This is a genomic window from Flavobacterium sp. XS2P24, from assembly GCF_030010285.1.
GTDB lineage: Bacteria > Bacteroidota > Bacteroidia > Flavobacteriales > Flavobacteriaceae > Flavobacterium > Flavobacterium algoritolerans.
On record NZ_JASCRU010000002.1, the window covers coordinates 55,890 to 79,644 of the forward strand.

Genomic DNA, 23,755 nt, shown 5'->3' on the forward strand with positions numbered 1-23,755 from the left:
AGTCTTATGATTAAATTCCTGATAAAGGTATTAACGTTTTCTTATTAAAATTTCTTTTAGAGAAGAATTAATATTGTTTTAAAATTAACATAATTATGATTGAAATTAAAGATTTGCATAAGTCCTATAAAATGGTAAATTCCGAATTACATGTATTAAAAGGAATTAATTTCAATATTAAAGAAGGAGAATTAGTAGCGATTATGGGTTCTTCCGGTTCAGGAAAATCTACACTACTTAATATTCTTGGGATTCTTGATGAAGCGGATTCAGGGAATTATATTTTGGATAGTGTGCCTATTCAAAATCTCAATGAAACTATTGCTTCAAGATATAGAAATAAGTTTTTAGGTTTTGTTTTTCAATCTTTCAATTTGATTAATTATAAAAGTGCTTTGGATAATGTGGCGATGCCATTGTATTATCAAGGTTTAAAAAGAAAAGAACGCAATGAAATTGCCATGAATTTTCTGGAGAAAGTAGGTTTGTCTTCGCATTAATTCAGTTTGATAAAAAAACACAAAAACCATATGTTAGAGATTGAAACCGGAGTACAAAAATTTACAAGAAAAGATTTAGTCCTGGGTGTTAGTGATGGGATTTATGTCGAAATCAAAAGCGGAATTAAAGCTTCGGATAAAATAAAAGTATGGAATCAAGGTCTAAAAAATGAAGAAGTGAAGCCTTAAAAATACACTCAAAAAAGAATTTTAGTTTTTAAAAAAATGTTAAATATGTGTAGTACCTTTGCTACACTTTCATTCAAAATATATGAAAAAAAATAGTTGTATCAGTTTCGTTTTTATTGTGCTGTTTGGTTTGTCCGTTCAGGGACAATCCAAAAAATGGACTCTGGAAGAATGCGTAAAATATGCCTTACAAAATAATATCTCCATCAAACAATCCGAGTTAGATACTAAAACGGCGGCCATTGATAAAAAAGGAGCGATTGGAAATTTCCTTCCGTCATTGAACGCGAGTGCTTCTCATTCCTGGAATATTGGTTTGAATCAGGATATTACAACAGGACTTTTGCGTAATCAAACGACTCAGTTTACGTCTGCTGGAGCAAATGTGGGTGTGGATATTTACAAAGGTTTACAAAACCAAAACACATTGCGTAAAGCCAATCTTTCGATTATTGCGGCGAAGTATCAGTTGCTTAAAATGCAGGAAGATGTCGCATTGAATGTTGCCAATGCCTTTTTACAGGTGCTTTTTAATAAAGAAAATTTAAAAGTGCAAAAAGAACAATTGGGAATTAATGAAAAGCAATATGCACGTTCAGAAGAATTAGTTAAAGCGGGATCTATTCCACGTGGCGATTTATTGGACATAAAAGCTACTGTAGCATCAAACAATCAAAATGTTATTGCTGCTGACAATGCGTTATTGATTTCAAAATTAAGTTTAGCGCAATTATTACAGTTGAAAGACTTTGAAAATTTTGATGTTGTTGATGACACTGATGTTAAAGATGAAAATAATATTATGGCACAATCTCCGGCGGCCATTTATGATAAAGCCAAAGAAGGCAGAACAGAATTGAAAATTGCCAGAACTAATTTAGAGATTGCCCAAAAAAATGTAGAAATTGCCAAAGGAGCTTTTCAACCTACTTTACAAGGGTTTTATAGTTTTAATAGTCGAGTTTCTTATGCAGATGTTCCTGCATTTGACAGTATGGGAAATATAATTGGAACAAAAAGTCCAGCACCATTTTTTGATCAATTCAGTGATAATAAAGGACAATCTTTTGGAGCTCAGTTATCAATTCCTATCTTTAATGGATTTTCGGCAAAAAATAATGTGGAGCGTTCTAAAGTAAGTTTAGAGAGATCAAAAATTGCTGTTGAGCAACAAGATTTAGATTTACAAAGAAATGTTTTCACGGCATTTGCTGATGCAAAAGGCGCTTTGAATGCTTACGAATCTTCGGTTGTAGCACTTGAATCGAGACAAGGAGCGTATGATTATGCCAAAGAAAAATATGCAGTAGGTTTGATGAATTCTTTTGATTTTAATCAATCTCAAACCTTACTTACAAATGCACAATCAGATGTTCTTAGAACGAAATACGACTATATTTTTAAAATTAAAATTTTAGAATTCTATTTTGGAATTCCACTTATCAAAAACTAATTTATCATGTCAAAGAAAACAATTTATATCCTAATAGGTGGAGCAATAGTACTTATCGCTGCGTTGATAGCACTTTCAAAATCTGGAGTTATCGGTAATAAGGACAAAGGAACTGAAGTTGAAATCGCCCAAGTTATCCCAACAACTATTGTTGAAACGGTTTCGGCAACAGGAAAAATTCAACCAGAAATTGAGGTTAAAATTTCATCTGAGGTATCAGGGGAGATTATTTCTTTAAACGTAAAAGAAGGACAAGTCGTAAAGAAAGGGGACTTATTGGTCAAAATAAATCCAGATTTGTATACTTCGGGTTACAATCGTTCGGTTTCAAATTTATCAGGAACCAGAGCAAATTTGAGTCAGGCCGATGCTTCGTTCAAGGAATCTAAATCAAGTTACGACCGAAATAAAACATTATTCGATAAAGGAATTATTTCAAAGTCGGATTGGGATAAAGCAGTTGCCTCTTATGAAGTGGCTAAAGCTGCAAAGCAAACGGCTTATTTTAATGTTCAAAGTGCTTCCGCAACTGTAAACGAAGCGAAAGACAATTTAGGACGTACTACAATCTATGCACCGGCAGATGGAACAATTTCGATGCTAAACGTAGAATTAGGAGAGCGTGTTTTAGGAACACAACAAATGACCGGGACGGAGATTTTGAGAGTGGCCAACTTGAATAATATGGAGGTTGAAGTAGATGTCAATGAAAATGATATTGTGAAAATAAAAGTAGGCGATGATGCTAATGTTGAAGTTGATGCGTATCTAAAAAAACAATTTAAAGGTGTCGTAACTAGTATTTCTAATTCAGCGAGTTCCGCTTTGACAGCAGATCAGGTGACTAATTTTAAAGTTAAAGTAAGAATCCTTAAAGAATCGTATCAAGATTTATTAGAAGGAAAACCGGATACGTATTCTCCTTTTAGACCTGGAATGACTGCAACTGTTGATATCATTACAGAAACAAAAACGAATGTATTGTCAGTGCCAATTAGTTCTGTTGTGGTAAAATCAGATACGACAGCTGTAAAAGAAATTAAAGTAGAAGATCCTAATGAAGAGCAAAAAGGAGCTGCGCCAAAAAGTGATAAGAAATTTGAATGTGTATTTGTAAAAGTGGGTGATAAAGCTAAAATTAGAATTATCAAAACTGGAATTCAAGACGATACAAATATTGAGGTTTTAACCGGTCTTAAAAAAGGAGATGTTGTTATAACCGGACCTTACAGTACCGTTTCTAAGGACTTAAATTCTGGAGATAAGGTTACACTAAAAACGGATAAGGATAAAGCAGAAAGCAAAAAATAAAATAATACATTACTATTTTAAAAATCACAATCATGGAATACATTTCATGATTGTGATTTTCAAGTTAAAATAAAATCTGAAAATTGGAATACATTCTCAACATCGAAACCGCTACAAAAAACTGTTCTGTTGCTCTTGCAAAAGCCGGAAAAACTATTGTATGCAAAGAAATTGCCGAAGAAGGATATTCTCATGCAGAACGACTTCATGTTTTTATTGAAGAAGTTATAAAGGAGGCGGGAATTACGCTTAATGATTTATCTGCCATCGCAGTGAGTCAAGGTCCAGGTTCTTATACCGGATTGCGAATAGGAGTTTCAGCAGCCAAAGGACTTTGTTACGCACTGGATATTCCATTAATTGCGGTAGATACTTTGCACGCTTTGGCGTCACAAGTGACTATTTCCAGCGGATTAATTATCCCTATGATTGATGCTCGAAGAATGGAAGTGTATAGCGCTGTTTTTGCTCCAAATTACGAGCGAAAAAGAGAAGTTCTTGCCGAAATAATTACAGAGAATTCATTTGAGGATTTGGAGGAAAAACTTTATTTTGTTGGTGATTGTGCTGAAAAATGCAAGTCGGTTTTGGCTAAAGAAAATTATATTTTCCTTGACGAAATTGTATATCCTTCTGCCAAAGAAATGAGTGCGATAAGTTTTGAAAAATTCAAAAAAAGCGACACTGTAGATGTCGCCTATTTTGAACCGTATTATTTGAAAGACTTTATGATTACGACTTCAAAGAAGTAATTTTTGATTAAGAATTATCTGGGGATGATTCTCTTACGTATGGCTGTATAACTATTCCGGCAGTATCAAATGCCAGTTTACAGCTTTCTAAAGTTTCAGAGAAAACGACACCATAATCTTCATTATTTGCCCATGGCCTCACCGCAAGCTGAATGGCATTGTCAGTTAAGTTTTTTACAGAAACTTCGGCAGCAGGAGTTTGAAGTACTTTTGGATTGTTTTTTAAAATGGCAGTAATTATCTCTTTCACTTTTTTAATATCCGTATCATAGGAAATAGCGATGGTCAAATCGGCTCTTCTGATTTTTTGCAAAGAATAATTGATAATGTTTCCATTTGACAAAGCTCCGTTCGGCACAAAAATAGTTTGATTATTAGCTGTAATTAGTTTGGTTACAAATATTTGTATTTCACTCACGGTTCCAATTACTCCTTGTGCTTCAATGGTATCATGTACCTTGAAAGGTTTGAAGAGAATAATCAGCATACCACCAGCAAAATTTGATAACGAACCTTGAAGTGATAAGCCTACTGCAAGTCCCATTGCACCTAAAATGGCAACAAATGACGAAGTTTCTATTCCTAGATTTGAAATGAAAGTCACAAACAAGAGTACTCTCAAAACCCAAACTAGAATATCGGCAAGGAACTTTGTCAAAGTAGGATCTAAATCTCTTTTTATCATTAGTTTTCTAATGAATCTGTTGATAAGCCGAATGGCGTAAAGACCAATAAATAAAATGACAAAGGCAGAAATAATTTTTGGCGAATAATCAACCAGTACAGTGATAAATGTATTGGCATAATCAGTTAACTGATTTGGATTTAAGTTCATTTTTTATCTAATAAAAAACCTTCCCAAAAGAGAAGGTTAAGTTTGAATTGCAAAAATACAAATAAATTGTTTTTTTTATAAATTAATCTGCGTCTTCTTCTATTTTATTTATCGTTTCTTTAGCTTTTTCAGTGGCTTCTGCATCACCGTCATTTGCTAATTCACTTGCTTTTTCAGAAACAGTTTCAACAGCTTCAGTAGCTATAATTTTAGTTTCGCTGGCTATTTCTTCAACTTTTTCTGTTGCTGCAGCCGTTTTTTCTTTTACGGATTCTACTGCTTTCTCAGAATATTCGGTCACAGTTTCTTTTGCATGAACAGCAAAATCTTCTACTTTATCTATAATTGGTGCTGCAGTTTCTTTTACTTTTTCAAATGTTTCTTCTACAAAAGTTTCGGCTTTTTCAAGGTAAGGAGTTGCAGTTTCTTTTGCTTTTTCAAATGTTTCTTCTGCAAATGTTTCTGCTTTTTCTAGGTAAGGTGCTGCACTTTCTTTTGCTTGCTCAAAAGTAGTTTCTGCTTTGTCAGCTAATTCGCTGGCAGTTTCTTTGGCTGAGCCAAATAAATTTTTAAAAAATGAAGATAGTCCCATGGTATTTTTATTTGATTAGTCTTACAATATTAAACAATTTTTTCTAGGATTACTTTATTAAACCATTAATAATTTGCTGAAAATCAGTATTTGGCATCAATTGTGTCCAATTTTAGCAAACATAAAACAACGTTTTTGTATTTGGCGTACAAATAAAAAAGGAAGACTTGATGTTTTTTGGTTTCAGCGAGTACCATCCAGTTTGAGAATACAAATGAATACTGAGGTCAAAAAGTGTTGTATCGAATAACTGTAATAACCGCTAAAAATAAAAAAAAGCGCTCGCAACAGCGAACGCTTAAATGAATCTATTCGAGTTCAAAAGTTAATTTTAAGTTTACTCTGTATTCTGTGATTTCACCTCCACTTACGGCTGCACTGTGGTCTTTAATGTACACAGAACGTATGTGGTTTATGGTTTTAGCCGCCTTTGCAACTCCTTTTCGAGTTGCATCTTCCCAACTTATATCTGAACTGGAAAGCACTTCAATTACTTTTAATACTGACATAATTTCTATTTGTTAAGTTAAAGATTAAATGTACCTATTTTATTTAAAATTTCAATTTAAAAAGGTAATTATTTTAATGTAACTATAACATTTTCAATTAAATGTGTATTTTTTTGTTTTATTTATGCGTTTACAGCTTCCACTTTAATTCCCTCGTCGTTCAGCATACTTTTCAGCATGTTTTCGATACCACTTTTTAGAGTAAATGTTGATGACGGACAACCGCTGCAAGCTCCTTGAAGGATTACCTTTACGGTCTTGTCAGTTTCATTATACGAATCGAATGCAATATTTCCACCGTCAGCTTGTACGGCAGGTTTTACATATTCCTCTAATATGTTGATAATTTGTTGTGAAGTGACATCCAGATTATCAAACTCTTTAGCTTTGGTATCTTCTTCAGCTGTTACTGCTTGAATGAAATTTTCATCTAAGACTGTTCCTCCGTTTTCAATATATTGCTTGATGAAGCTTCTTAATTCCAATGTTATTTCCTGCCATTCATTGATTTCATATTTAGTAACTGAGATGTAGTTTTCATCAATGAAAATCTCTTTTACATAAGGAAATTTAAAAAGTTCTTTTGCTAATGGTGATGCGCCAGTTTGATCGATGTTTTTGAATTCAATAGCATTCTTAGTCAACATTTTGCTCACTACAAACTTCAATGCCGCTGGATTTGGAGTGGTTTCTCCATAAACGGTCACAGGATGTTTCTTGGTTTTGTTTTCGTCAATAGTAATGATTGTTCCGCCATTGTTTACAAATGTCTCCATTTGTTCCGCTACGGCATCCTTTACATCGTCCCATTCAACAATACTATATTTTTCGATTGCTATAAAATTTCCTGAGATGTAAATTGTTTTTACAAACGGAAGATAAAATAATTGTTGCGCTAGTGGAGAGGTTTTAGCTTCATCAATGTTTTTGAATTCAAAACTTTCATTTTGAGTTATAAAATCTTGAAATTCAAACTTTAATATAGTTGGGTTTTGTGTTTCTTTTATGCTAACTTTGTTCATGACTTTTAAATTTTTACAAATTTACTAAAGTTATTTTCTACGAATAACTATATTTGAGTTTTTAATGAATAAATTAACTTTAGTTTAATTTTTAGACAAGCTGTTTGTCCTTGTTTCCATAAAACTTTTATTGATTTAGAATTATTCATTCTTATTAAAAAGTAATTAAATGTATAATAAAATTAAATTTTTATCTGCTCTTTTTCTTATATCCTTTTATTCCTTTTCGCAGGAAGGAATCCCAGTTTATTCAGATTACCTTTCAGATAACTATTACTTAATTCACCCTTCAATGGCTGGTGCGTCAAATTGTGCCAAAATTAGGTTAACAGGACGTAAGCAATGGTTTGATCAGCAAGACGCTCCAGAGCTTCAAACATTAAGTTTTAATGGAAGAGTAGGGGAAAAAGCAGGTGCCGGAATTATACTTTTTAATGATAAAAACGGATATCATTCTCAAAAAGGAGTCAAATTTACCTATGCCTATCATTTGATGTTTTCAAGAAATGAAATTGATTTGAACCAATTGTCTTTTGGAATCAGTGCAGGATTAATTCAAAGTCAATTAGACGAAACGGAGTTCATGCAATCTGGTGATTTTGATCCAATTATTGATGGAACTGTCGTGCAAAAGGATTCTTATTTTAATGTAGATATCGGAGCATCATACAACTACTTGGATTTTTACGCTCATGCTACTGTAAAAAATGCTATAGAAACCAGAAGAGATATTTACACTGAATATGAAAGTGATAATTTAAGAAAGTACTTGTTGAGTGCCGGTTATATCTTTGGTGACAGAGACAAAATATTATGGGAACCTTCTATTTTATTCCAAATGGTAGACCAAACGAAAGAAAAATCCATTGATATCAACTTTAAAGCCTACAAGACATTAGATTTTGGAAAGCTTTGGGGTGGATTATCCTATAGAAGAAGTTTTGATGGTGCAGAATATATGGATGGAAATTCTGTCTCGAAACAAAAGCTCCAATATATTACTCCAATAGTTGGTGTTAACTTTGACAAATTTATGTTTGCCTACACGTATTCTCAATTAACGGGTGCGGTTAAATTCGATAATGGTGGTTATCACCAAATTACTTTAGGAATCGATTTGTTCTGTAAACCTGTGAAATACGATTGCAACTGCCCAGCAATAAATTAATATTTATCCTTTTTTCATGCTAATTAAATCTGTTAACGGTAAGTCACCTTCAATTCCTGAGGATTGTTATGTTGCGGAAAATGCCACTATTGTAGGCGATGTTTCTTTTGGAGAAAATTGTAGCGTTTGGTTTAACGCCGTAATTAGAGGAGATGTAAATTTCATCAAAATTGGTAATAAAGTAAACATACAAGATGGTGCAGTTATTCATTGTACCTATAAAAAACATCCAACAATTATAGGAAATAATGTTTCCATTGGTCATAATGCCATTGTGCACGGTTGTACAGTTCACGATAATGTGCTTATAGGAATGGGAGCAATTGTTATGGACAATTGTGTTATCGAAAGTAATTCTATTGTGGCTGCCGGTGCGGTTATTACCCAAAATACAGTTGTAGCTTCGGGTACAATTTGGGCAGGAGTTCCTGCTAAAAAAGTGAAAGATATTGACCAATCTGATTTTGCTGGCGAAATCGAACGCATTTCGAATAATTATGTGATGTATTCCAGTTGGTTTAAAGACGAAGAGTAATCTATTTCACTTTTCAATAATTAAAAGAATGGGCAAGAAAAAAGACAAAGCTTCACACATATTAAATACTTCGGCAACGCTACTTGGAATTTGTTTTATAGTTCTTACCTCAATCCATTTGAATGATATTAAAGAAACTACTATAGTTGATCAACTCATTGCAGTATCTATAGTTATGTTTATGATCAGTAGTATTCTTTCTTTTTTATCGATGCGAAATACTAAAAAGCCTAGTGAGAAAATGGAAAAAACTGCAGATATAATTTTTTTGACAGGACTTTTCTCTTTGCTTATTATCACAATGTTGATTACCCTGAATATTATTAAATAATGGTTTCTAATGAATTTAAGAAACTATAAATTAATTTTCTCAAAGAAAGAGTTCTTGTAGCTTTCACTAATCGGGATTCTTTTTTCGGCAATGATTACTTTATTTTTCTGGATTGATTTCACGTGTTTTATATTGATGATATACGATCTGTGAATCCTCGCAAATCCTTTGGATGAAAGCAAATTCTCCAGTTTTATAAGGCTGATTAATGTTAGCGTAAACTTATTATCAGTGGTGTATATTTTGACATAATCTTTCAATCCTTCGATAAATAAAATATCCGAAAAATTCAATTTTACATTTTCATATTCAGCTCTCACAAACATAAAATCCTGTTCGATTTCTGGGGTAGAAATGGGATTGTTATTTGCAGGTAAAATTTGTGGATTGAAAATTTGTTGTGCCCGTAAAACGGATTTTAAAAACCGATGAAACGGAATGGGTTTTACTAAATAATCGACTGCGCCAAGATTAAATCCTTCAACAGCATAATTAGAATACGCTGTCGTAAATATGATTAACGGCTTTTTTTCTATGGCATTAATAAAATCAATTCCTGAAAAATGAGGCATTTCTATGTCTAAAAAAATCAAATCAACATTAGACTGATTGATTATCGAAATGGCATCAATGGCGTTTGTGAATGTGTTTACCAGTTCAAGAGAATCTACTTTGCTCACAAATTCTTTAAGCAAATCAACCGCTAATGGTTCGTCATCTATAATTACACATTTCATCTTTTCTGTTTTTTATTTAAAATTTGGAACAACTAAAATTAATATCAAGTTTCCTAATTAAAAGAAGTTTGAATCGGGTCTAGTTTTAAATTTAAATGAACACTGTAATTACTGTCGGTTTCAATGATAGTGAGCTGGTGTGCATTAGGATAAAGGAGATTCAGACGACTTTCAATATTAGTCATTCCTATTCCTGAATTTTCCGGATCTTTTCGGTGATTTTCGATTTTGTTTTCTACCCAAAAATCTAAAATATTTTCTTCAATTGTTATTTTAATTTTTACAAAAGCTGCTCCTTTATAATCAGTACCATATTTGAAAGCATTTTCAATAAATGAAATTAAAAGCAACGGCTCAATGTATTTGTTTTTTGTCTCGCCATGAATATTGATGGTGATATTTTCAATATTATTCAAGCGCAGTTTTTGCAGCTCAAGATAGTTTTTAATGTAATTGATTTCTTTTTCTAAAAACACCGATTTATTATCGGTTTCATACAACATATACCGCATCATTTCTGACAACGTTACAATTGCATCCGGAACTAAATCAGATTTTTTATAGGCTAATGAATAAATGCTATTCAGGGAATTAAATAAAAAATGGGGATTGGTTTGTTTTCTTAGATAATTTAATTCTGTTGAAGTCCTGTGCGTTTCGGCAATTAACTTGTTTTGCTGATTGTTGTATAACTCAGACAAAGTTTTAATAATGGTACTAATTGTAATGATTAATATATAGAAAAAAGAAGGGACAATTTTAAAAAAAAACGGTTGTTTCCTTTTGAAATTCGGGTTTAATAAAATCTCTTTTCCGGATGAATTAATCATTCTGAAAGGCCTCATATTTTGAAATTCGGGCATAAAGAAATTAAACCGAACAATCATAAAAAGGGTCATTAATGCAATTACAATCGTGAAATATTGCCAGTATTTCTTTTGCAAAAGCAATAAAGGGACTAGGTATAAATAATTCAGATAAAATAATAGGATTCCCGTAATCCATTGGACATAGAAATCAATACCAATGCTAAAAGGACTTTCGTAAAACTGAATTAGTGAGGCAAAAATGAAGAAACACCAAATCATACTATGAAAAAGTATTTGGTTTAAATTGTTATTTTTAATTCCTTCTATGTTCATCTAGATTTTTACAGCTAATAAAAATAAATCTTTTTTTGTTACCGTAGGCGATAAATCGTCTTTCAATTTTTGTAACACTAAGTTCCCAACTTTCAGCGCTTCTTCTTCCGTTTTGAAGCTTTTGTTTTCGCTGATAACGGGAATTATTGTTTGCTTTATTATAATTTTTTCATTGTTAGTTATGCAATAACCCCAGCCTGTAGCCGTTTTTAAAGATTGTACGTTTAAGCTTTCACTTTTGTTACAAGAAATAAATAGGAACAAACCCAATAGAAAAAGTACTTTGTTTTTTGTGTTTACTAAAGAAAAATTCTTCTGGATTGTAGCCCAGAAGAATGTATTGGTTGTATTAATTGTCATCATCGTTTTGTTCTTCTAAAGGTTTAAATTCCCATGAATCATCAAAATAAGAGGTTCCTGTTCTTCCCAGCATCACAAATCCTCGTTGGTTAATAGAGAAACCTATTGCATCTGTTCTGGCTGATCCTTCAAGCGGCGTTCTTTCTAACCAAATATCAGTTGTTGGATTGTATTCCCAAATCGATTTTGAGCTTTCTCCACAGGCTACATATCCTAATCCATTCATAGAAAAACTGGTCGCATTAGAACGCAAAATTACATAGTCATCATTGTAATCATAATCGTCATCAGTGTCTTGGTCAATATCTCGTTTTCTTGTCCATACATCAGTTGCCGGATCAAACATCCAAAAATCGACTTGGTAAGCTCCGTTATTTATTCCTGTCCCAAAATAAGCTTTATCGTCAATTACAAAAACAGTTGCATTTCGTCTTTTATTTCCGCTAAAACCATTTGCCAATGACCAAGAATCTGTAGTTGGGCCGTATTGATAAAAGTCTTTCAGATAATTCCCATCATAACCGGTTCCAAAATACGCTTTACCACCCACTTGAAATCCTACAGCCGAATAGCGCGCTGTTCCTGCAAAATCAGTTTTTTGCATCCAAGTATTGCTACTAGGGTCATATTCATAAAAATTTTTCAATTTATTAGTACCATCATAACCAAGACCGATGTAGCCTTTTTCGTTTAACTCAAATCCCGAAGCTGAACTTCTTGCAACTCCAATAAAATCAGCTTTTTGCTCCCAATAATCGCCTGTCGAATTGTAAGCCCAAAGGTCTTTTAAATATTCATCTCCGGTATATCCTGTAGTTACAAAGGCATAAGTGCCAATTACAAAACTCGTGGCGCTTGATCTGGCTGGTCCGTCAAAAGAAGATTTTTTAATCCAGTTTCCAATCAAATCGTCGGAGTCATCATCATTACTGCAGCCCGTAAATACCAAACTTGCAAAAAGTGTAGTGAATAATATTCCTTTTTTAAAACTATTCATAATTTAGTGTATTTATTAATGTTTGTATTTTATTCCAATGTTAAAAATGTAGCTGTTAGTGCTGTTAAAATCAAGTTTTGAGTCGCCACTGTTGTTTGTTAGATTGTATTTTTTGTTGAATTCATAGCCTCCTTTTAAACTTACAAACCAGTTTGAATCCATATTTCTTTCATATTCCAATGCCGAAGTCATTTGTGAAAAACTCACTTTTGTAGCTGCATTCAAATGGTCAAGAACTTCAGGTTTGTCTAGGTTATAAAAATTCCCATTGAAACTATTTGTCAAACTGAAACTATTTCGTGTGTTATTTGAATACGAGAAAGTGGAGTTTGGAAAGCCAGCTTCAATAAATGTATTAGGGCTGATTTGATGATAAAAAGAAAAAGTAGGCAGTATTTCCGGTTTGCCAAAAAGCGTCATCCTTTTTACTCCAATGCTGATTGCATTTGAACGATTGAAAGAATGAGTCATTTCTATACCACCTAAAAGTGATACATCAGAAAGTCCAATATTACTCTCGAAATTAACTGTTGGATTGATTTCTAAATTCAGTTTTGTAGCACCGTTTAGTTGATGAGATAGTTTAAAATCATTTTCGAAACCGTTAAACTGATTCAGACTATTTTGTAAATCATAATTTTCTAATGAATAATCGACTCCAATATTTTTGTACTTGAAGGTGTTGGTTATTTTATTTTTCGAATCAATATTTTTTAAAAAAAGTTACTCCAATTCCAGTTTCATGTATTGTAATTTTCTCCGTTGGTTGTGTTTTTATATTTAACTCTAAGGAATATCCGCTTTGGGCCGATGCATTAAGAATTGTAATCATAAACAACAGATTTGCTAAAGTCTTTATTCTCATAATTTTTTTATTGATTCAAAAGTAGATACGTTATCCAATTAAAAAAAAGAAGATATATGTACCGCCCAAATTCATAGACTAACTGGGCATTTGTAAGGTCGAATGAATTATTGCCTACAGGATCTTAATTGTAGACTAGAATCGCCATTTTATAGACACAAAACTTCTGGCGGTATATGTTATTATGCGGTATAAAGTGGTCTCCTATATATTTGTTCAAAAAACATTTATGTATAAGGTATTGTTGTTGCTGGTTTTTGGACTTATAATAACTTCGTGTAATTCTGATGTTGACGCTGGAGAATTTGTTGTTGGATCTGATTATTTATCGGTTAGTAATAAAGTGATATTGATTGATACTGTAACCGTTGATGTTGCTACCATTAATTTTGATTCATTAGTGACCTCAAGTCAGAGTAGGATTTTGGTAGGGAATTATGATGATCCTGTTTTTGGAAAAGTAAAATCAGATAGTTATTTTCAGCTTTCGGCGTCTGATTACGCGTTGTATAATGAAAGTTCTGATACTGATGCTCCAAATTATGTTTTCGATTCCATTAAAATGGTTTTAAAAGAAGATAAGTATTTCTACGGAGACACAACAAAAGTGCAATCTCTCAGCATTCATAGATTGACACAAAAGGTTAAACCAAACTCAGAAGATGATAGTTTTTACAATAATTCCAGCTTAAGTTATGATGCTCAAAGTCTCGGTAGCATTTCATTTAAACCAAAACCCAATAGTAAGGACTCCGTGGTTGTGAAATTGAATAATGAATTTGGGAATGCTCTTTTTCTAAAATTAAAAAAACTTGAAATATCAAATTTTGATGAGTTTACAGAATATCTCAAAGGATTTGTTATCAAGTCAACATCGGGAACTTCTTCTATTATTGTCGGTTTCAATATGTCTAGCGTACTACGGTTGTATTATTCAAAATACCAGGGCGATTCAGAAACTTCATTGATTAAAAACTTCTCTATTTTGGATGTCTCCAAGCAATTTAATAATATCACTTTGGATAGAACTGGAACACAAATTCAGGATTTACCTGTTTCATCCAGTAAGCTGTCCAGTTTACTAACGGGGAATAAAGCTTTCATTCAATCAGGGACAGGACTTGCTTGCCGAGTAGATTTTCCTAACATAAAGCAATTGAAATACCTCTCTGAAAAAGGGGCAATTGTAGATGCTGAATTAATCATAAAACCAGTAAATAATACTTATTCAGTTGCTTATCCTTTAATGGATTCTTTGCGTGTTTTTGTAGGGGATAAATTAAATAGAATCAAAGGAACGCTAAATGCCGTAGATGGATCGGCTGTTTATGGACTCTTGAATGCTACAAGTGATGAATTCAATGAGAATATTGGGTATAAAATTTCGATTGGTGCTTTTTTACAAGCTGAAATGCTAAAGGAATCAGACGCTAGATCTTCCTTAATTCTCACATTACCCAGTATTTCAAAAGCAGTTAACAGACTTGTTTTAGATGATCAGAAAAATGCCAATAACAAAATTCAATTGAAAATTTATTATTAGATGAAAAATAAAATAGCATTCTTAGGTTTGTTTCTTTTTATAACAACAGTTTCGTTTTCACAAAGTATTTCCAGTTCTCCATATTCATTGTATGGTTTAGGAAGTTTATATGACTCAGATTTTGGTTCGATTCCTGGAATAGGTTCTTCGGGTATTGCTCTGCCTTCAAACCGATTTATCAACAATTTAAATCCAGCTTCTTTAGGGTTCATGTATCAAAACCACTTTTTGTTTGACGTAGGAGGGAAAGCTATCTTGTCGAGTTACGAAAACAATTCAAAAAAAGAAAGTCGGAATAACCTTCAATTTTCACATATTGCTTTTGCTTTTCCAGTGTCGCCAAAATCAGCTTTTAGTTTGGCACTGAAGCCTTATTCGAGTTCTACATTCAAAATATCTAATTTATCATTGCCAATTCAGGATAGCCAGGAAAATTATACTTTGAATGCTACCGGAACAGGTGGATTGAATGATTTTGATGTTTCCTATGGCTATAGAATTGGTAAAAAAATAGCATTAGGGCTTTCTACTTCTGTTCTTTTTGGAAATACTACAGATGATAGAGATTATAGTATTGCTAATTCGGTAACAAATATTTATAAAAAGACAAATTATAATGGCGTCAGGGCATCTCTGGGAGGCCAATTCAAAGTTGATTCTACTTTTACTTTGGGAATGAATTTGAAATCACCCACAAAAATAAATGCAACTAAAGTACAATCTGTAACTTCAGTTTTTAATTCAGGATCTTTGGCTATTGAGTCAGAGGTTGCATCGGATACGGATGATTACTATATGCCATTAGAGATAGGAGTGGGTTTAAGCAAGGTTTTTAAGAATAACTTAAATCTGACACTTGATTACGGAAAAGGGTTGTGGAATAGCACCAATCAATCTGATTTGTACGGAAATTTTGTAAACCAAGATAAGTTCGCATTGGGGTTTTCTTACAGTAAGCCAAATAATATAAGAAGCTACTCGGATAGGATTCAATATTCAACGGGATTCAATTATGATACCGGTTACCTTGAAGTTGATAATAAGAGAATTAATGCTATGTCATTTTCGGTTGGAGTTTCACTTCCCATTGAAAATACGTTTTCAGCACTGAATATTAGCTATTCTTTTGGTCAAAAGGGTAGAATCAGTGATGGACTAATCAAAGAAAATTATCATAAATTGTCTCTTAATTTAAGTTTAGACGGTATTTGGTTTGTCAAAAGAAAATTTGAGTAGCTTAAAACGCTATTTCTTCAACCAGATATTTATTTTCCAAAATTTCAGTCAAAACTTTGGGATTTGTATTCGTGTAAAAAACTGGTTCACTGTTTTCTGCTGATGAAAAACCTACTTTGTCACGTAATATATTTCGTGTTTGTTTTGCAACAGCTTCGCCAGAATCTATAATTTGAATGTGTTCCGGAAGAATTTTTTTGATTTGAGGAATCAGATAAGGATAATGACTGCAACCTAATACTAAATAATCAATATTGGCTTCAATCATTGGAGTCAGGTAGGAGTGAAGCAGTTCAGTCATCTCTGGTGAATCGATATCTCCGTTTTCTATTAGCTGCACTAATCCGTGACCTACTTGCTCAATTATTTTGGTGTCTTGGTATTTCTCTGTAGTCTTGTTGAACAGTTCACTGTTCAAGGTTCCCTTAGTAGCAAGGATTCCTATTATTTGTGTTTTAGAATGCGTAACTGCAGGTTTTATAGCAGGTTCAATACCTATAATAGGTACATCATATTTTGCTCTTAATTCTTGTATGGCATTAGTGGTTGCGGTATTACAAGCTACAACAATTAATTTGCAGTTCATCTCCAGTAGGAAATCAGTATTTTTCATACTCAATGCAATAATCTCTTGTTTAGATTTTTGTCCATAAGGGGCATTTTTACTGTCTGCCAGATATATGGTTTTTTCATTGGGCAGTAATTGATGGATTGCTTTCCAAATGGAAGTTCCGCCAATCCCCGAGTCAAAAATTCCTATTGGTTGATTATTACTGTTCATAAAAACAAAGTTACATGCTGAAATTTGAATTTCCTAAAATTTATTTTAAACAAAAAAACTGCTCAAGCCTATGATAAGGTGAGCAGTTTTATGCGAGTATCTATTTTTTTTAGAAACCTAAATCTTTTTTTACATCAATAGTCAAGTTTGGACCATCAGCAAGCAAAAGACTAGAACCATCAAGAACATATTGGAATCCTTTAGCTTTTCCTACTTTTTGAATAGAAGCTCTTACTTTTTCCATTAATGGTTTTACGATATCAGATTCTTTTTGTTGCAATTCTTTTTGAGCATTGTCTCTAAAGTCAACAATTCTTTTTTGCATATCTTGAACTTCTTTAGAACGCTCAGTATTTACAGCTTCAGTAACTGTAGCAGCTTCAGCTTCGTATTTTTTCAATTTTGCTTGGTATTCTTCAACCATTTTTTTGTAGTCAGCATCATACGTAGTACTCAATTTATCCAATTGTTTTTGAGCATCTAGCATTGCTGGCATTTTTGTCATAATCTCACTTACATCAACATGAGCAGTTTTTGCTTGTGCATTAATTGTTTGGCTTGCTCCTAAAATAAAAATTGCAGCAATAAATAGAGTTTTAATTTGTTTCATCGTTTTTAAAATATTTAATAATTAATTTTTGTTTGTATTTTCTTTTAATTTTTCTTCTTTAGCTTTTCTAATTGCCTCTCTGTCTTCCAGTATTTTTTTTCTTTTCTCGTCTAATGCTTTCTTGCGATCCTCTAAAACTTTCTTGCGATCTTCTAATGTTTTTGCTTTTGCGGCCGCTTGTTTTTGTTTGGCATCTTCAACTGCTAGCTTCGTACTGTCTTTAGCAGGTTCGTTACTTGCGGCTGTTGCTGTGCTGTCTATTTTAACATTTGCAGAAACCGTGCCATTTTTTTTAGCCTCTCTGTCAGCAGCAATTTGTTTTCTTTTATCGTCAAATTCTTTTTTCTTTTGCTCCTGAAGCAATTTTCTATCAGCGATTACTTTATCTCTTATTGCTTTTTTATCATCCAAGAGTTTTTGTCTATCTGCCAACGCTGGATTTTCATCCAATGCATCTTCTTTATTTTCTTTAGCCTCTTCTTCTTTCTGTTGTTTTTTAGTCAACTGTTCTCTTTTTTCTGTCCTGTTCAATGTGCGTAAAATTTGATCACTGATGTCAAATCTTTTCGCTGCAAATAACATGGTCAAGTCAGAAGTTTTGTCAAAGATAAAATCATATTTTAATCTTTCTGCAATATCTTGAACTGCAGTAAAAACTTGATCTTGTATTGGTTTTACCAAAACAGATTTTTGTATCATCAAATCTCCGTTGGCACCAAATCTTTTTTGTTGGTAATCCAGATTTTCATTTTCAAGAAAATTAATTTCTGTTTCTCTTTCATCAATTAACTCTTTCGTTAATAAAGCTCTTTCTGCTTTTAAGGCATCCTTCAATTTATTGATTTCAATTTTCTTAGTATCAATCTCCAGTTTCCATTTTTCAGCCTTTTGCTCTAATTGAGCTTTTGCTTCAGTGTAATCGGGTACATTTTGTAAAATGTATTCCATATCAATGTAGCCTAGCTTAGTCCCCCTGGTTTGCGCTTCAGCTGTTTGTACAACAACTAGCGCTAAAAATAGATATAAAAATTGTTTTCTCATAACGTTACTGTATTAGAAAATTTAAAACCAATTTTTTTTAGAATTGTTGCCCAATGATAAAATGGGTTTCCCATCCATTAGCTTTTGCTTGTCCTGGTAATGTATCAAAACCGTGACCAAAATCAATTCCCAATAAACCAAATGCCGGCATAAATACACGCAATCCAATTCCAGCAGAACGATTTAAGGCAAAAGGATTATAGCTTTTGAAATCCCTAAACGATGATCCTGCTTCCATAAATGCCAATGCATAAATTGAAGCCGATGATTTTAATGTTATCGGATAACGTAATTCCATTGAGAATTTATTAAAAACAGTAGCTCCAATTTGATCTCCTGCCTCATTTACTGGTGTTAATGAGTTATTAGGATATCCTCTCAACTGTACTGTTTCTCTTCCATCCATGGAGTAATTTGCCAGTCCGTCACCACCAAGATAGAATCGTTCAAAAGGAACAACTCCTCTTTCTTGATTGTATGCTCCAAGGAACCCAAATTCTGCTAAGGTTCTTAGTACTAATTTACCATAAATTTTTGTATACCAGTCTGCTTTGAACTTTATTTTGTAATATTCCAACCATTTAAAACGCTCTTGATCTACTTTACTTACGTCTGTAGCAGCAAGATTGAAGTCAGTTACTTTATTTCCATCGGTATCAATATAATCTCCTATTTGAACAATGTTACCATTTGCATCTGGAACATTTAAGCGGTCAACAGTATTTTTTAATTTGTATTCTTCTTTATCTCCTAATGTCGAATAATTAATTCCGTTTAACAATGAATAAGGAGGGGTTAATTTAGCTGAAATGCTAAACTCCGATCCGTATGTTGGGAATATTGGATTCACACCTTTATTGCTTCTTGTTAATCCAACAGTGTAGGCAAAGTTTCTAGATGTACCATCTCCAAAAGTAAATAATCCAGTATTGTAATTATTCAAATCATAATGTTGGTAACTTAACGATTGTGATAATACAAAGAAATCATCTGGAACAGTCAATCTTTTTGCTAAACCAACAGACAATGTCATGATGTTAAAACTTTTGGTTTTATCAGCTCTTTGTGTAACAAAATTATTTAAAAATTGTTTACTGTACGATATAGAGCTACTAAATTGTACTGGTTTTTTTCCTCCGAACCAAGGTTCTGAAAATGAAACACTATAAGTCTGAAAGAATGTACTGGCTTGCAAACGTAAAGAAACTTTTTGACCATCTCCCATCGGTAATGGTTTGTAAGCATCTTTGTTGAACATATTTCGTGCAGAAAAGTTGTTGAAAGATAGTCCAAGGGTACCTATGAAACCACCTCCGCCATAACCACCTTGAAGCTCAATTTGACTCGAACCTTTTTCTACAAGATTGTATTCAATATCAACAGTTCCTGCTCCTGAATCAACATTTTTGAACTTTGGATCAATAGCTTCCGGATCAAAAAATCCTAGTTGCCCAATTTCACGAATGGTTCTTACTAATTCTTCTTTGCTGTATTTTTCTCCTGGTTTTGTTCTTAATTCACGATAAATTACACGGTCATTTGTTTTGTCATTTCCTACAACAGTAATTTTGTTAAAATAAGCAATTGGCCCTTCAGTGATTCGTATTTCAAAATCAATAGTGTCATTTGCTGTTCTTACCTCAACCGCATTTATGTTAGAAAATAAATACCCATTGTTTTTGTATAAGTTGTCAATGTCTTCCCCGTCAGGTTTTGATGCATCAGCAATTCTTTTTTGTAGCAAAACACCGTTGTAAGTTTCTCCTTTTTTAACACCTAATACTCGGCTTAATCCTTGATCCGTGTATACTGTATTTCCTAAAAATTTAATGTCTCCAAAGTAATATTTGTTTCCTTCTTCTACATTTATTTTAATGGATAATGCGTTCTTTTCTTTGTCAAAAGTAACCGAATCCGAAAGTATTCTGGCATCTCTGTATCCTTTTTCTTTATAAGCTGAAATTACTTTTTCTAAATCGGTTTTGTATTTGTCTTTTATGAATTTAGATGCTTTTAAAATTCGAATAGGATTTTTTTGTTTCGTATCCTTCATCGCTTTTCGCAAAGCTTTGTCTGACATTTTTGTATTTCCTACAAAATCAATTTTTTGAATTTTTACCTTTTCACCCTTGTCAATACTGACAAGCATATTTACAGAGTTTACGGTTGACGTATCTTTAACAGTGTTTATGTTTACTTTAGTGTTGTAAAAACCGTCTTTTTTATATTTATTTTCGATGTAGTTTTTTGTGGTGGTAATCAAGTTTTCATTGACTACTTTACCTTTGTTTAAGCTGTTATCTTTAATTAAACCTTCTGTCTTCGTTTTCTTAACGCCTACAAATTTTACTTGGTTTAATTTAGGTAACTCTACAATGTTTAAATCAAGATAAATACTGTCATTCTGCACTTTATTTACATAAAATGAAATTTCATCAAAGAGACCCAGTTTTCCAAGTTTTTTTATAGCAGCACTAATTTCTTCGCCCGGTATTGTTATTTCTTGTCCTTTTTGTAAACCTGAAAAAGTAACTACGGTTTGAGAGTTGAAACTGATATCTCCAACCACCGCTACATCGGCTAAAATGTATTTTTTTCCTTGATCAAAAGGAACTCTTTCTTGAGCTTTAACTTGTGAAAAACTTCCAAAAATCAAAACGGTAAGGACTATTTTTATGCTTTTATTTAACACTAAAAAATTATTTAATTTGTTCACTTGTTTTTCCAAATCTACGCTCTCTTTTTTGATAACTAATGATAGCCTCATATAAATCTTGTTCTTTAAAGTCTGGCCACAATATGTCAGTAAAATATAATTCTGCATAGGCAATCTGCCACAACAAAAAGTTACTTATCCTATGTTCTCCGCTTGTTCGTATTAATAAATCTACGTCAGGTAAATTTTGCGTGTAAAGATGCTCATTAATAATGGAATCGTCAATAGTGTCTATTGAAATTATATTATTTTTAACTTTATTACAGATGTTTCTGACTGCACTTACAAGTTCTTCTCTCGACCCGTAGCTTAACGCCAGAGTCAATGTCATTTGTGTGTTGTCTTTAGTTTTATCAATAACATCAAGTAGTTCTTTTTGCGCTGATTTTGGTAATTTTTCCAAATTACCGATAGCATTCAGTTTGATGTTGTTTTTTTGGAGTGTTACAAGTTCTTTTTTCAAGGAGTTGATGAGTACTTTCATTAAAGTTTCAACTTCTAGTTTTGGTCTGTTCCAATTTTCAGTCGAAAATGCATATAAAGTAAGAAATTCGATGCCGAGTTTAGCACTGGCTTCGATTATCACTTTAACTGATTTTGTTCCGCTTTCATGGCCTAAGGCTCTTAAAAGGCCTTGTTGTTTTGCCCAACGGCCATTGCCATCCATTATAATGGCTAAATGTTTCGGCAAGTTATTCTTGTTGATAGTCTCTAGTAAATTCATTTTTTTATTCTGCACAATAACAGGGTTTATTCCCAAAGGTATAAGTTAAAGTAACTCCTGAAAAAACATACCAATCATTATTATTTATATTTCCAAATCGGAGCGATTCCAAATTTTTATTTTCCGGATTATTTCCATCTATGTTATCCGTCAAAGTATATCTTGCACCAACTTCTGCAGCCAATATTATACTAGGACTAATGTTCGATTTTATTCCTATAGTCATTGGTATTGCAAATGAACCTGTGCTTTTATCTTTTTTAGTTTCTCCGTCCAATACATACAATTCATCGTGTCTAAAATAACTTACGCCGGAATGCACATAAGGACTTATTTTAGTACTGGATTCATGAAGATTAAAATCAAAAAAGTTGAATTCAAGGCCTAAAGATACTTCTTTTACGCCGTTTTCAAAGCGATAGCCTCTTTGGTTTCTGCCGGCTTCTTTTGAATCTAAATCATTTGAAACGATTTTTGATTGCGTGTAAGAAAATCGGTAAGCATGTCTGGCACTTTTATTCCACTTATATAGCAATCCAAATGCAGGTTCGTTTGGCGAAACATATGTAGTAGGGCCAACATCTCCTATAAAATTACTTCCGCCTATAAAAACACCGACCTCATGTATCTGAGCATTGGTAACCATTAAAGGGAAAAAGCAAAAAAATAAATAAAAAATTTTGTTCATTTAATCAAAAATTGCGTGCAAATATAATAATTATCAATTCGATTCAATACCCATTCAGTTAAATGTGTGTTTTTTTAATAATTAACTACTAAACCTACACTAATTAAGTATTAGTTTAACTAAAACGGGGAAAATTGATAAAATCGTATAGCGCTTGATTAAAATGATTTAATTCCTTTTGTCTTCTCCCCAAAGTAATTTCTTGCGAAGTGTTTTCAAAAAGGTCTCTTCGGTAATTTCTACCATATTAATTTGAAAAGGAGTTTTCTTTAAAGTCAGAATTGATTCGTTTTTTACCGAGGTAACTCTGGAATCTAAGGAAACTAAATAGTATTCCTCTCTTCCCGAAACTTTCAGTCGGATTTCAGTTTCATCGGGAACTACAAGTGGTCTTGCGGTAAGATTGTGAGGGGCAATAGGAGTAATAACAAGGCTTTTTACGTCAGGGGTCAAAATGGGACCGCCACAGCTGAGTGAATATCCTGTGGATCCTGTTGGTGTTGAAATGATTAAACCGTCGGCCCAATAGGAATTCAAATATTCTTCATTCAAGTACGTATCAATCGTAATCATCGAAGTGGTGTCTTTTCGACTGACTGTAATTTCATTCATAGCAAAATTAATTGCGTCAATGGATTCATTTGGTGGTGTACACGTTAAACTCAGTAAAGTTCGTTTAGAAATCGTGTATTTTTTATCGAGAACAAATTGCATAAACGATGCAATATTCTCTTTTTGTACAGAGGCTAAGAAACCTAATCTTCCAGCATTTATACCTAAAATGGGAATGCCGGAATCTCTTACCAATGTTGCGGCTCTTAGTATGGTTCCGTCTCCGCCGATACTTATCAGCATATCAAAACTGGAGTCAAGTTCCGTATGGGATGTAAAAGTTTTGTATTTTTTTTCTACAATCTTCCGTTCATTAAGCATCAACAAAAAATGAGATTCAATAATCATCTCTACATTGTTTTTGTTAAAAAAAACAAAGATGTCATTTATGATGGGTTCTGTACTGTTTTGATAATATTGACCGTAGATAGCTACTTTCATCTTTTTGTTTAATCGTTTAATGTTGATATGTTTATTTTAGCATTTAATCGATTAAACAAATAATC

General features: G+C 32.8%; 25 protein-coding genes and 2 pseudogenes. 10 read left to right on the top strand and 17 right to left on the bottom strand.

Annotated features, from left to right (window positions below; genetic code table 11):
* Positions 1-95 precede the first annotated feature (95 nt).
* The 5 genes and pseudogenes from QLS31_RS02035 to tsaB all read left to right on the top strand — a co-directional run.
* A pseudogene (locus tag QLS31_RS02035) lies at positions 96-491 on the top strand (ATP-binding cassette domain-containing protein); the annotation flags it as partial.
* A gap of 2 nt (positions 492-493) precedes the next feature.
* Positions 494-689 (top strand): annotated as a pseudogene (locus QLS31_RS02040) (efflux transporter periplasmic adaptor subunit); the annotation flags it as partial.
* A gap of 82 nt (positions 690-771) precedes the next feature.
* Complete coding sequence (locus QLS31_RS02045) at positions 772-2,142, top strand: TolC family protein (RefSeq protein ID WP_282742222.1); 1,371 nt, start codon at positions 772-774, stop codon at positions 2,140-2,142.
* 6 nt (positions 2,143-2,148) lie between these two features.
* Complete coding sequence (locus QLS31_RS02050) at positions 2,149-3,453, top strand: efflux RND transporter periplasmic adaptor subunit (RefSeq protein ID WP_099714332.1); 1,305 nt, start codon at positions 2,149-2,151, stop codon at positions 3,451-3,453.
* Positions 3,454-3,536: 83 nt separating this feature from the next.
* Positions 3,537-4,205 (top strand): tRNA (adenosine(37)-N6)-threonylcarbamoyltransferase complex dimerization subunit type 1 TsaB, encoded by a 669-nt coding sequence (tsaB, locus tag QLS31_RS02055; RefSeq protein WP_282742224.1) that lies wholly within the window; start codon positions 3,537-3,539, stop codon positions 4,203-4,205.
* 7 nt (positions 4,206-4,212) lie between these two features.
* Here tsaB and QLS31_RS02060 read toward each other — a convergent pair whose 3' ends face one another.
* From QLS31_RS02060 to QLS31_RS02075, 4 genes are all read right to left on the bottom strand, one after another.
* The gene (locus QLS31_RS02060) at positions 4,213-5,040 is read right to left on the bottom strand and encodes a mechanosensitive ion channel domain-containing protein (protein WP_282742226.1); all 828 of its coding nucleotides are present in this window, start codon (positions 5,038-5,040) and stop codon (positions 4,213-4,215) included.
* An 82-nt stretch (positions 5,041-5,122) separates the two neighbouring features.
* Complete coding sequence (locus tag QLS31_RS02065; RefSeq protein ID WP_282742228.1) at positions 5,123-5,632, bottom strand: YtxH domain-containing protein; 510 nt, start codon at positions 5,630-5,632, stop codon at positions 5,123-5,125.
* Between the two features lie 308 nt (positions 5,633-5,940).
* Complete coding sequence (locus tag QLS31_RS02070) at positions 5,941-6,141, bottom strand: dodecin family protein (RefSeq protein WP_131990241.1); 201 nt, start codon at positions 6,139-6,141, stop codon at positions 5,941-5,943.
* Positions 6,142-6,263: 122 nt separating this feature from the next.
* Positions 6,264-7,163: a NifU family protein gene (locus QLS31_RS02075; protein WP_282742230.1), complete on the bottom strand. Its 900-nt coding sequence runs from the start codon at positions 7,161-7,163 to the stop codon at positions 6,264-6,266.
* A 169-nt stretch (positions 7,164-7,332) separates the two neighbouring features.
* Here QLS31_RS02075 and QLS31_RS02080 point away from each other — a divergent pair, with 169 nt between their 5' ends.
* Genes QLS31_RS02080 through QLS31_RS02090 form a run of 3 tightly spaced genes read left to right on the top strand, consistent with a single transcriptional unit; the run spans position 7,333 to position 9,197 of the window.
* Complete coding sequence (locus QLS31_RS02080) at positions 7,333-8,331, top strand: type IX secretion system membrane protein PorP/SprF (RefSeq protein WP_282742232.1); 999 nt, start codon at positions 7,333-7,335, stop codon at positions 8,329-8,331.
* 16 nt (positions 8,332-8,347) lie between these two features.
* A complete protein-coding gene (locus QLS31_RS02085; RefSeq protein WP_099714338.1) occupies positions 8,348-8,866 on the top strand; it encodes a gamma carbonic anhydrase family protein in 519 nt (172 codons plus the stop codon).
* Positions 8,867-8,894: 28 nt separating this feature from the next.
* Positions 8,895-9,197, top strand: coding sequence for a hypothetical protein (locus tag QLS31_RS02090; protein WP_121342853.1), 303 nt, complete (start codon positions 8,895-8,897; stop codon positions 9,195-9,197).
* A 23-nt stretch (positions 9,198-9,220) separates the two neighbouring features.
* Here the strand turns inward: QLS31_RS02090 and QLS31_RS02095 are convergent, their stop codons facing one another.
* The 6 genes from QLS31_RS02095 to QLS31_RS02120 are packed head-to-tail and all read right to left on the bottom strand — an operon-like array spanning position 9,221 to position 13,265.
* Positions 9,221-9,934, bottom strand: coding sequence for a LytTR family DNA-binding domain-containing protein (locus QLS31_RS02095; RefSeq protein ID WP_282714948.1), 714 nt, complete (start codon positions 9,932-9,934; stop codon positions 9,221-9,223).
* A gap of 53 nt (positions 9,935-9,987) precedes the next feature.
* Positions 9,988-11,076 carry a sensor histidine kinase gene (locus QLS31_RS02100; RefSeq protein WP_282742235.1) on the bottom strand — a complete coding sequence of 363 codons (1,089 nt, stop codon included), beginning with the start codon at positions 11,074-11,076 and terminating at the stop codon, positions 9,988-9,990.
* A complete protein-coding gene (locus tag QLS31_RS02105; RefSeq protein ID WP_282742237.1) occupies positions 11,077-11,439 on the bottom strand; it encodes a DUF4907 domain-containing protein in 363 nt (120 codons plus the stop codon). It abuts the gene before it with no gap.
* Positions 11,426-12,433 (bottom strand): kelch repeat-containing protein, encoded by a 1,008-nt coding sequence (locus QLS31_RS02110; RefSeq protein ID WP_282742239.1) that lies wholly within the window; start codon positions 12,431-12,433, stop codon positions 11,426-11,428. Before QLS31_RS02110 ends, QLS31_RS02105 begins: the two co-directional genes overlap by 14 nt.
* 15 nt (positions 12,434-12,448) lie before the next feature.
* Positions 12,449-13,141, bottom strand: a complete 693-nt coding sequence (locus QLS31_RS02115; RefSeq protein WP_349238928.1) for a DUF6268 family outer membrane beta-barrel protein — start codon at positions 13,139-13,141, stop codon at positions 12,449-12,451.
* Positions 13,137-13,265 carry a hypothetical protein gene (locus tag QLS31_RS02120; protein ID WP_282742241.1) on the bottom strand — a complete coding sequence of 43 codons (129 nt, stop codon included), beginning with the start codon at positions 13,263-13,265 and terminating at the stop codon, positions 13,137-13,139. Before QLS31_RS02120 ends, QLS31_RS02115 begins: the two co-directional genes overlap by 5 nt.
* A gap of 262 nt (positions 13,266-13,527) precedes the next feature.
* Between QLS31_RS02120 and QLS31_RS02125 the strand changes: the two genes are divergently transcribed.
* A complete protein-coding gene (locus tag QLS31_RS02125) occupies positions 13,528-14,841 on the top strand; it encodes a DUF4270 family protein (RefSeq protein ID WP_282742243.1) in 1,314 nt (437 codons plus the stop codon).
* Entirely contained in the window at positions 14,842-16,077 is a 1,236-nt protein-coding gene (locus QLS31_RS02130; protein WP_282742245.1) for an aromatic hydrocarbon degradation protein, read from the top strand. It begins immediately after the preceding gene.
* Position 16,078: 1 nt separating this feature from the next.
* On the opposite strand, the gene murI is transcribed toward QLS31_RS02130, so the two are convergent.
* From murI to QLS31_RS02165, 7 genes are all read right to left on the bottom strand, one after another.
* On the bottom strand, positions 16,079-16,858 hold the full coding sequence (gene murI / locus QLS31_RS02135; RefSeq protein ID WP_282714941.1) for a glutamate racemase: 780 nt from the start codon (positions 16,856-16,858) through the stop codon (positions 16,079-16,081).
* 109 nt (positions 16,859-16,967) lie between these two features.
* Positions 16,968-17,468 carry an OmpH family outer membrane protein gene (locus tag QLS31_RS02140; RefSeq protein WP_099714348.1) on the bottom strand — a complete coding sequence of 167 codons (501 nt, stop codon included), beginning with the start codon at positions 17,466-17,468 and terminating at the stop codon, positions 16,968-16,970.
* A 21-nt stretch (positions 17,469-17,489) separates the two neighbouring features.
* Positions 17,490-18,509 carry an OmpH family outer membrane protein gene (locus tag QLS31_RS02145; protein ID WP_282742247.1) on the bottom strand — a complete coding sequence of 340 codons (1,020 nt, stop codon included), beginning with the start codon at positions 18,507-18,509 and terminating at the stop codon, positions 17,490-17,492.
* Between the two features lie 37 nt (positions 18,510-18,546).
* Positions 18,547-21,276: a POTRA domain-containing protein gene (locus QLS31_RS02150; RefSeq protein ID WP_282714939.1), complete on the bottom strand. Its 2,730-nt coding sequence runs from the start codon at positions 21,274-21,276 to the stop codon at positions 18,547-18,549.
* Entirely contained in the window at positions 21,209-21,949 is a 741-nt protein-coding gene (locus QLS31_RS02155; RefSeq protein WP_099716258.1) for an isoprenyl transferase, read from the bottom strand. Before QLS31_RS02155 ends, QLS31_RS02150 begins: the two co-directional genes overlap by 68 nt.
* A 4-nt stretch (positions 21,950-21,953) precedes the next feature.
* A complete protein-coding gene (locus tag QLS31_RS02160) occupies positions 21,954-22,637 on the bottom strand; it encodes a DUF6089 family protein (RefSeq protein WP_099714351.1) in 684 nt (227 codons plus the stop codon).
* Positions 22,638-22,805: 168 nt separating this feature from the next.
* A complete protein-coding gene (locus QLS31_RS02165; RefSeq protein ID WP_099714352.1) occupies positions 22,806-23,690 on the bottom strand; it encodes an NAD kinase in 885 nt (294 codons plus the stop codon).
* Between the last annotated feature and the right edge of the window lie 65 nt (positions 23,691-23,755).

Excerpts from the sequence above, each read along its gene's own strand:
- QLS31_RS02045 (WP_282742222.1), top strand. The coding sequence starts at position 772 with ATGAAAAAAAATAGTTGTATCAGTTTCGTTTTTATTGTGCTGTTTGGT.
- QLS31_RS02050 (WP_099714332.1), top strand. The coding sequence starts at position 2,149 with ATGTCAAAGAAAACAATTTATATCCTAATAGGTGGAGCAATAGTACTT.
- QLS31_RS02060 (WP_282742226.1), bottom strand. The coding sequence starts at position 5,040 with ATGAACTTAAATCCAAATCAGTTAACTGATTATGCCAATACATTTATC.
- QLS31_RS02065 (WP_282742228.1), bottom strand. The coding sequence starts at position 5,632 with ATGGGACTATCTTCATTTTTTAAAAATTTATTTGGCTCAGCCAAAGAA.
- QLS31_RS02070 (WP_131990241.1), bottom strand. The coding sequence starts at position 6,141 with ATGTCAGTATTAAAAGTAATTGAAGTGCTTTCCAGTTCAGATATAAGT.
- QLS31_RS02075 (WP_282742230.1), bottom strand. The coding sequence starts at position 7,163 with ATGAACAAAGTTAGCATAAAAGAAACACAAAACCCAACTATATTAAAG.
- QLS31_RS02080 (WP_282742232.1), top strand. The coding sequence starts at position 7,333 with ATGTATAATAAAATTAAATTTTTATCTGCTCTTTTTCTTATATCCTTT.
- QLS31_RS02085 (WP_099714338.1), top strand. The coding sequence starts at position 8,348 with ATGCTAATTAAATCTGTTAACGGTAAGTCACCTTCAATTCCTGAGGAT.
- QLS31_RS02090 (WP_121342853.1), top strand. The coding sequence starts at position 8,895 with ATGGGCAAGAAAAAAGACAAAGCTTCACACATATTAAATACTTCGGCA.
- QLS31_RS02095 (WP_282714948.1), bottom strand. The coding sequence starts at position 9,934 with ATGAAATGTGTAATTATAGATGACGAACCATTAGCGGTTGATTTGCTT.
- QLS31_RS02100 (WP_282742235.1), bottom strand. The coding sequence starts at position 11,076 with ATGAACATAGAAGGAATTAAAAATAACAATTTAAACCAAATACTTTTT.
- QLS31_RS02105 (WP_282742237.1), bottom strand. The coding sequence starts at position 11,439 with ATGATGACAATTAATACAACCAATACATTCTTCTGGGCTACAATCCAG.
- QLS31_RS02110 (WP_282742239.1), bottom strand. The coding sequence starts at position 12,433 with ATGAATAGTTTTAAAAAAGGAATATTATTCACTACACTTTTTGCAAGT.
- QLS31_RS02120 (WP_282742241.1), bottom strand. The coding sequence starts at position 13,265 with ATGATTACAATTCTTAATGCATCGGCCCAAAGCGGATATTCCTTAGAG.
- QLS31_RS02125 (WP_282742243.1), top strand. The coding sequence starts at position 13,528 with ATGTATAAGGTATTGTTGTTGCTGGTTTTTGGACTTATAATAACTTCG.
- QLS31_RS02130 (WP_282742245.1), top strand. The coding sequence starts at position 14,842 with ATGAAAAATAAAATAGCATTCTTAGGTTTGTTTCTTTTTATAACAACA.
- murI (WP_282714941.1), bottom strand. The coding sequence starts at position 16,858 with ATGAACAGTAATAATCAACCAATAGGAATTTTTGACTCGGGGATTGGC.
- QLS31_RS02140 (WP_099714348.1), bottom strand. The coding sequence starts at position 17,468 with ATGAAACAAATTAAAACTCTATTTATTGCTGCAATTTTTATTTTAGGA.
- QLS31_RS02145 (WP_282742247.1), bottom strand. The coding sequence starts at position 18,509 with ATGAGAAAACAATTTTTATATCTATTTTTAGCGCTAGTTGTTGTACAA.
- QLS31_RS02150 (WP_282714939.1), bottom strand. The coding sequence starts at position 21,276 with ATGAGGCTATCATTAGTTATCAAAAAAGAGAGCGTAGATTTGGAAAAA.
- QLS31_RS02155 (WP_099716258.1), bottom strand. The coding sequence starts at position 21,949 with ATGAATTTACTAGAGACTATCAACAAGAATAACTTGCCGAAACATTTA.
- QLS31_RS02160 (WP_099714351.1), bottom strand. The coding sequence starts at position 22,637 with ATGAACAAAATTTTTTATTTATTTTTTTGCTTTTTCCCTTTAATGGTT.
- QLS31_RS02165 (WP_099714352.1), bottom strand. The coding sequence starts at position 23,690 with ATGAAAGTAGCTATCTACGGTCAATATTATCAAAACAGTACAGAACCC.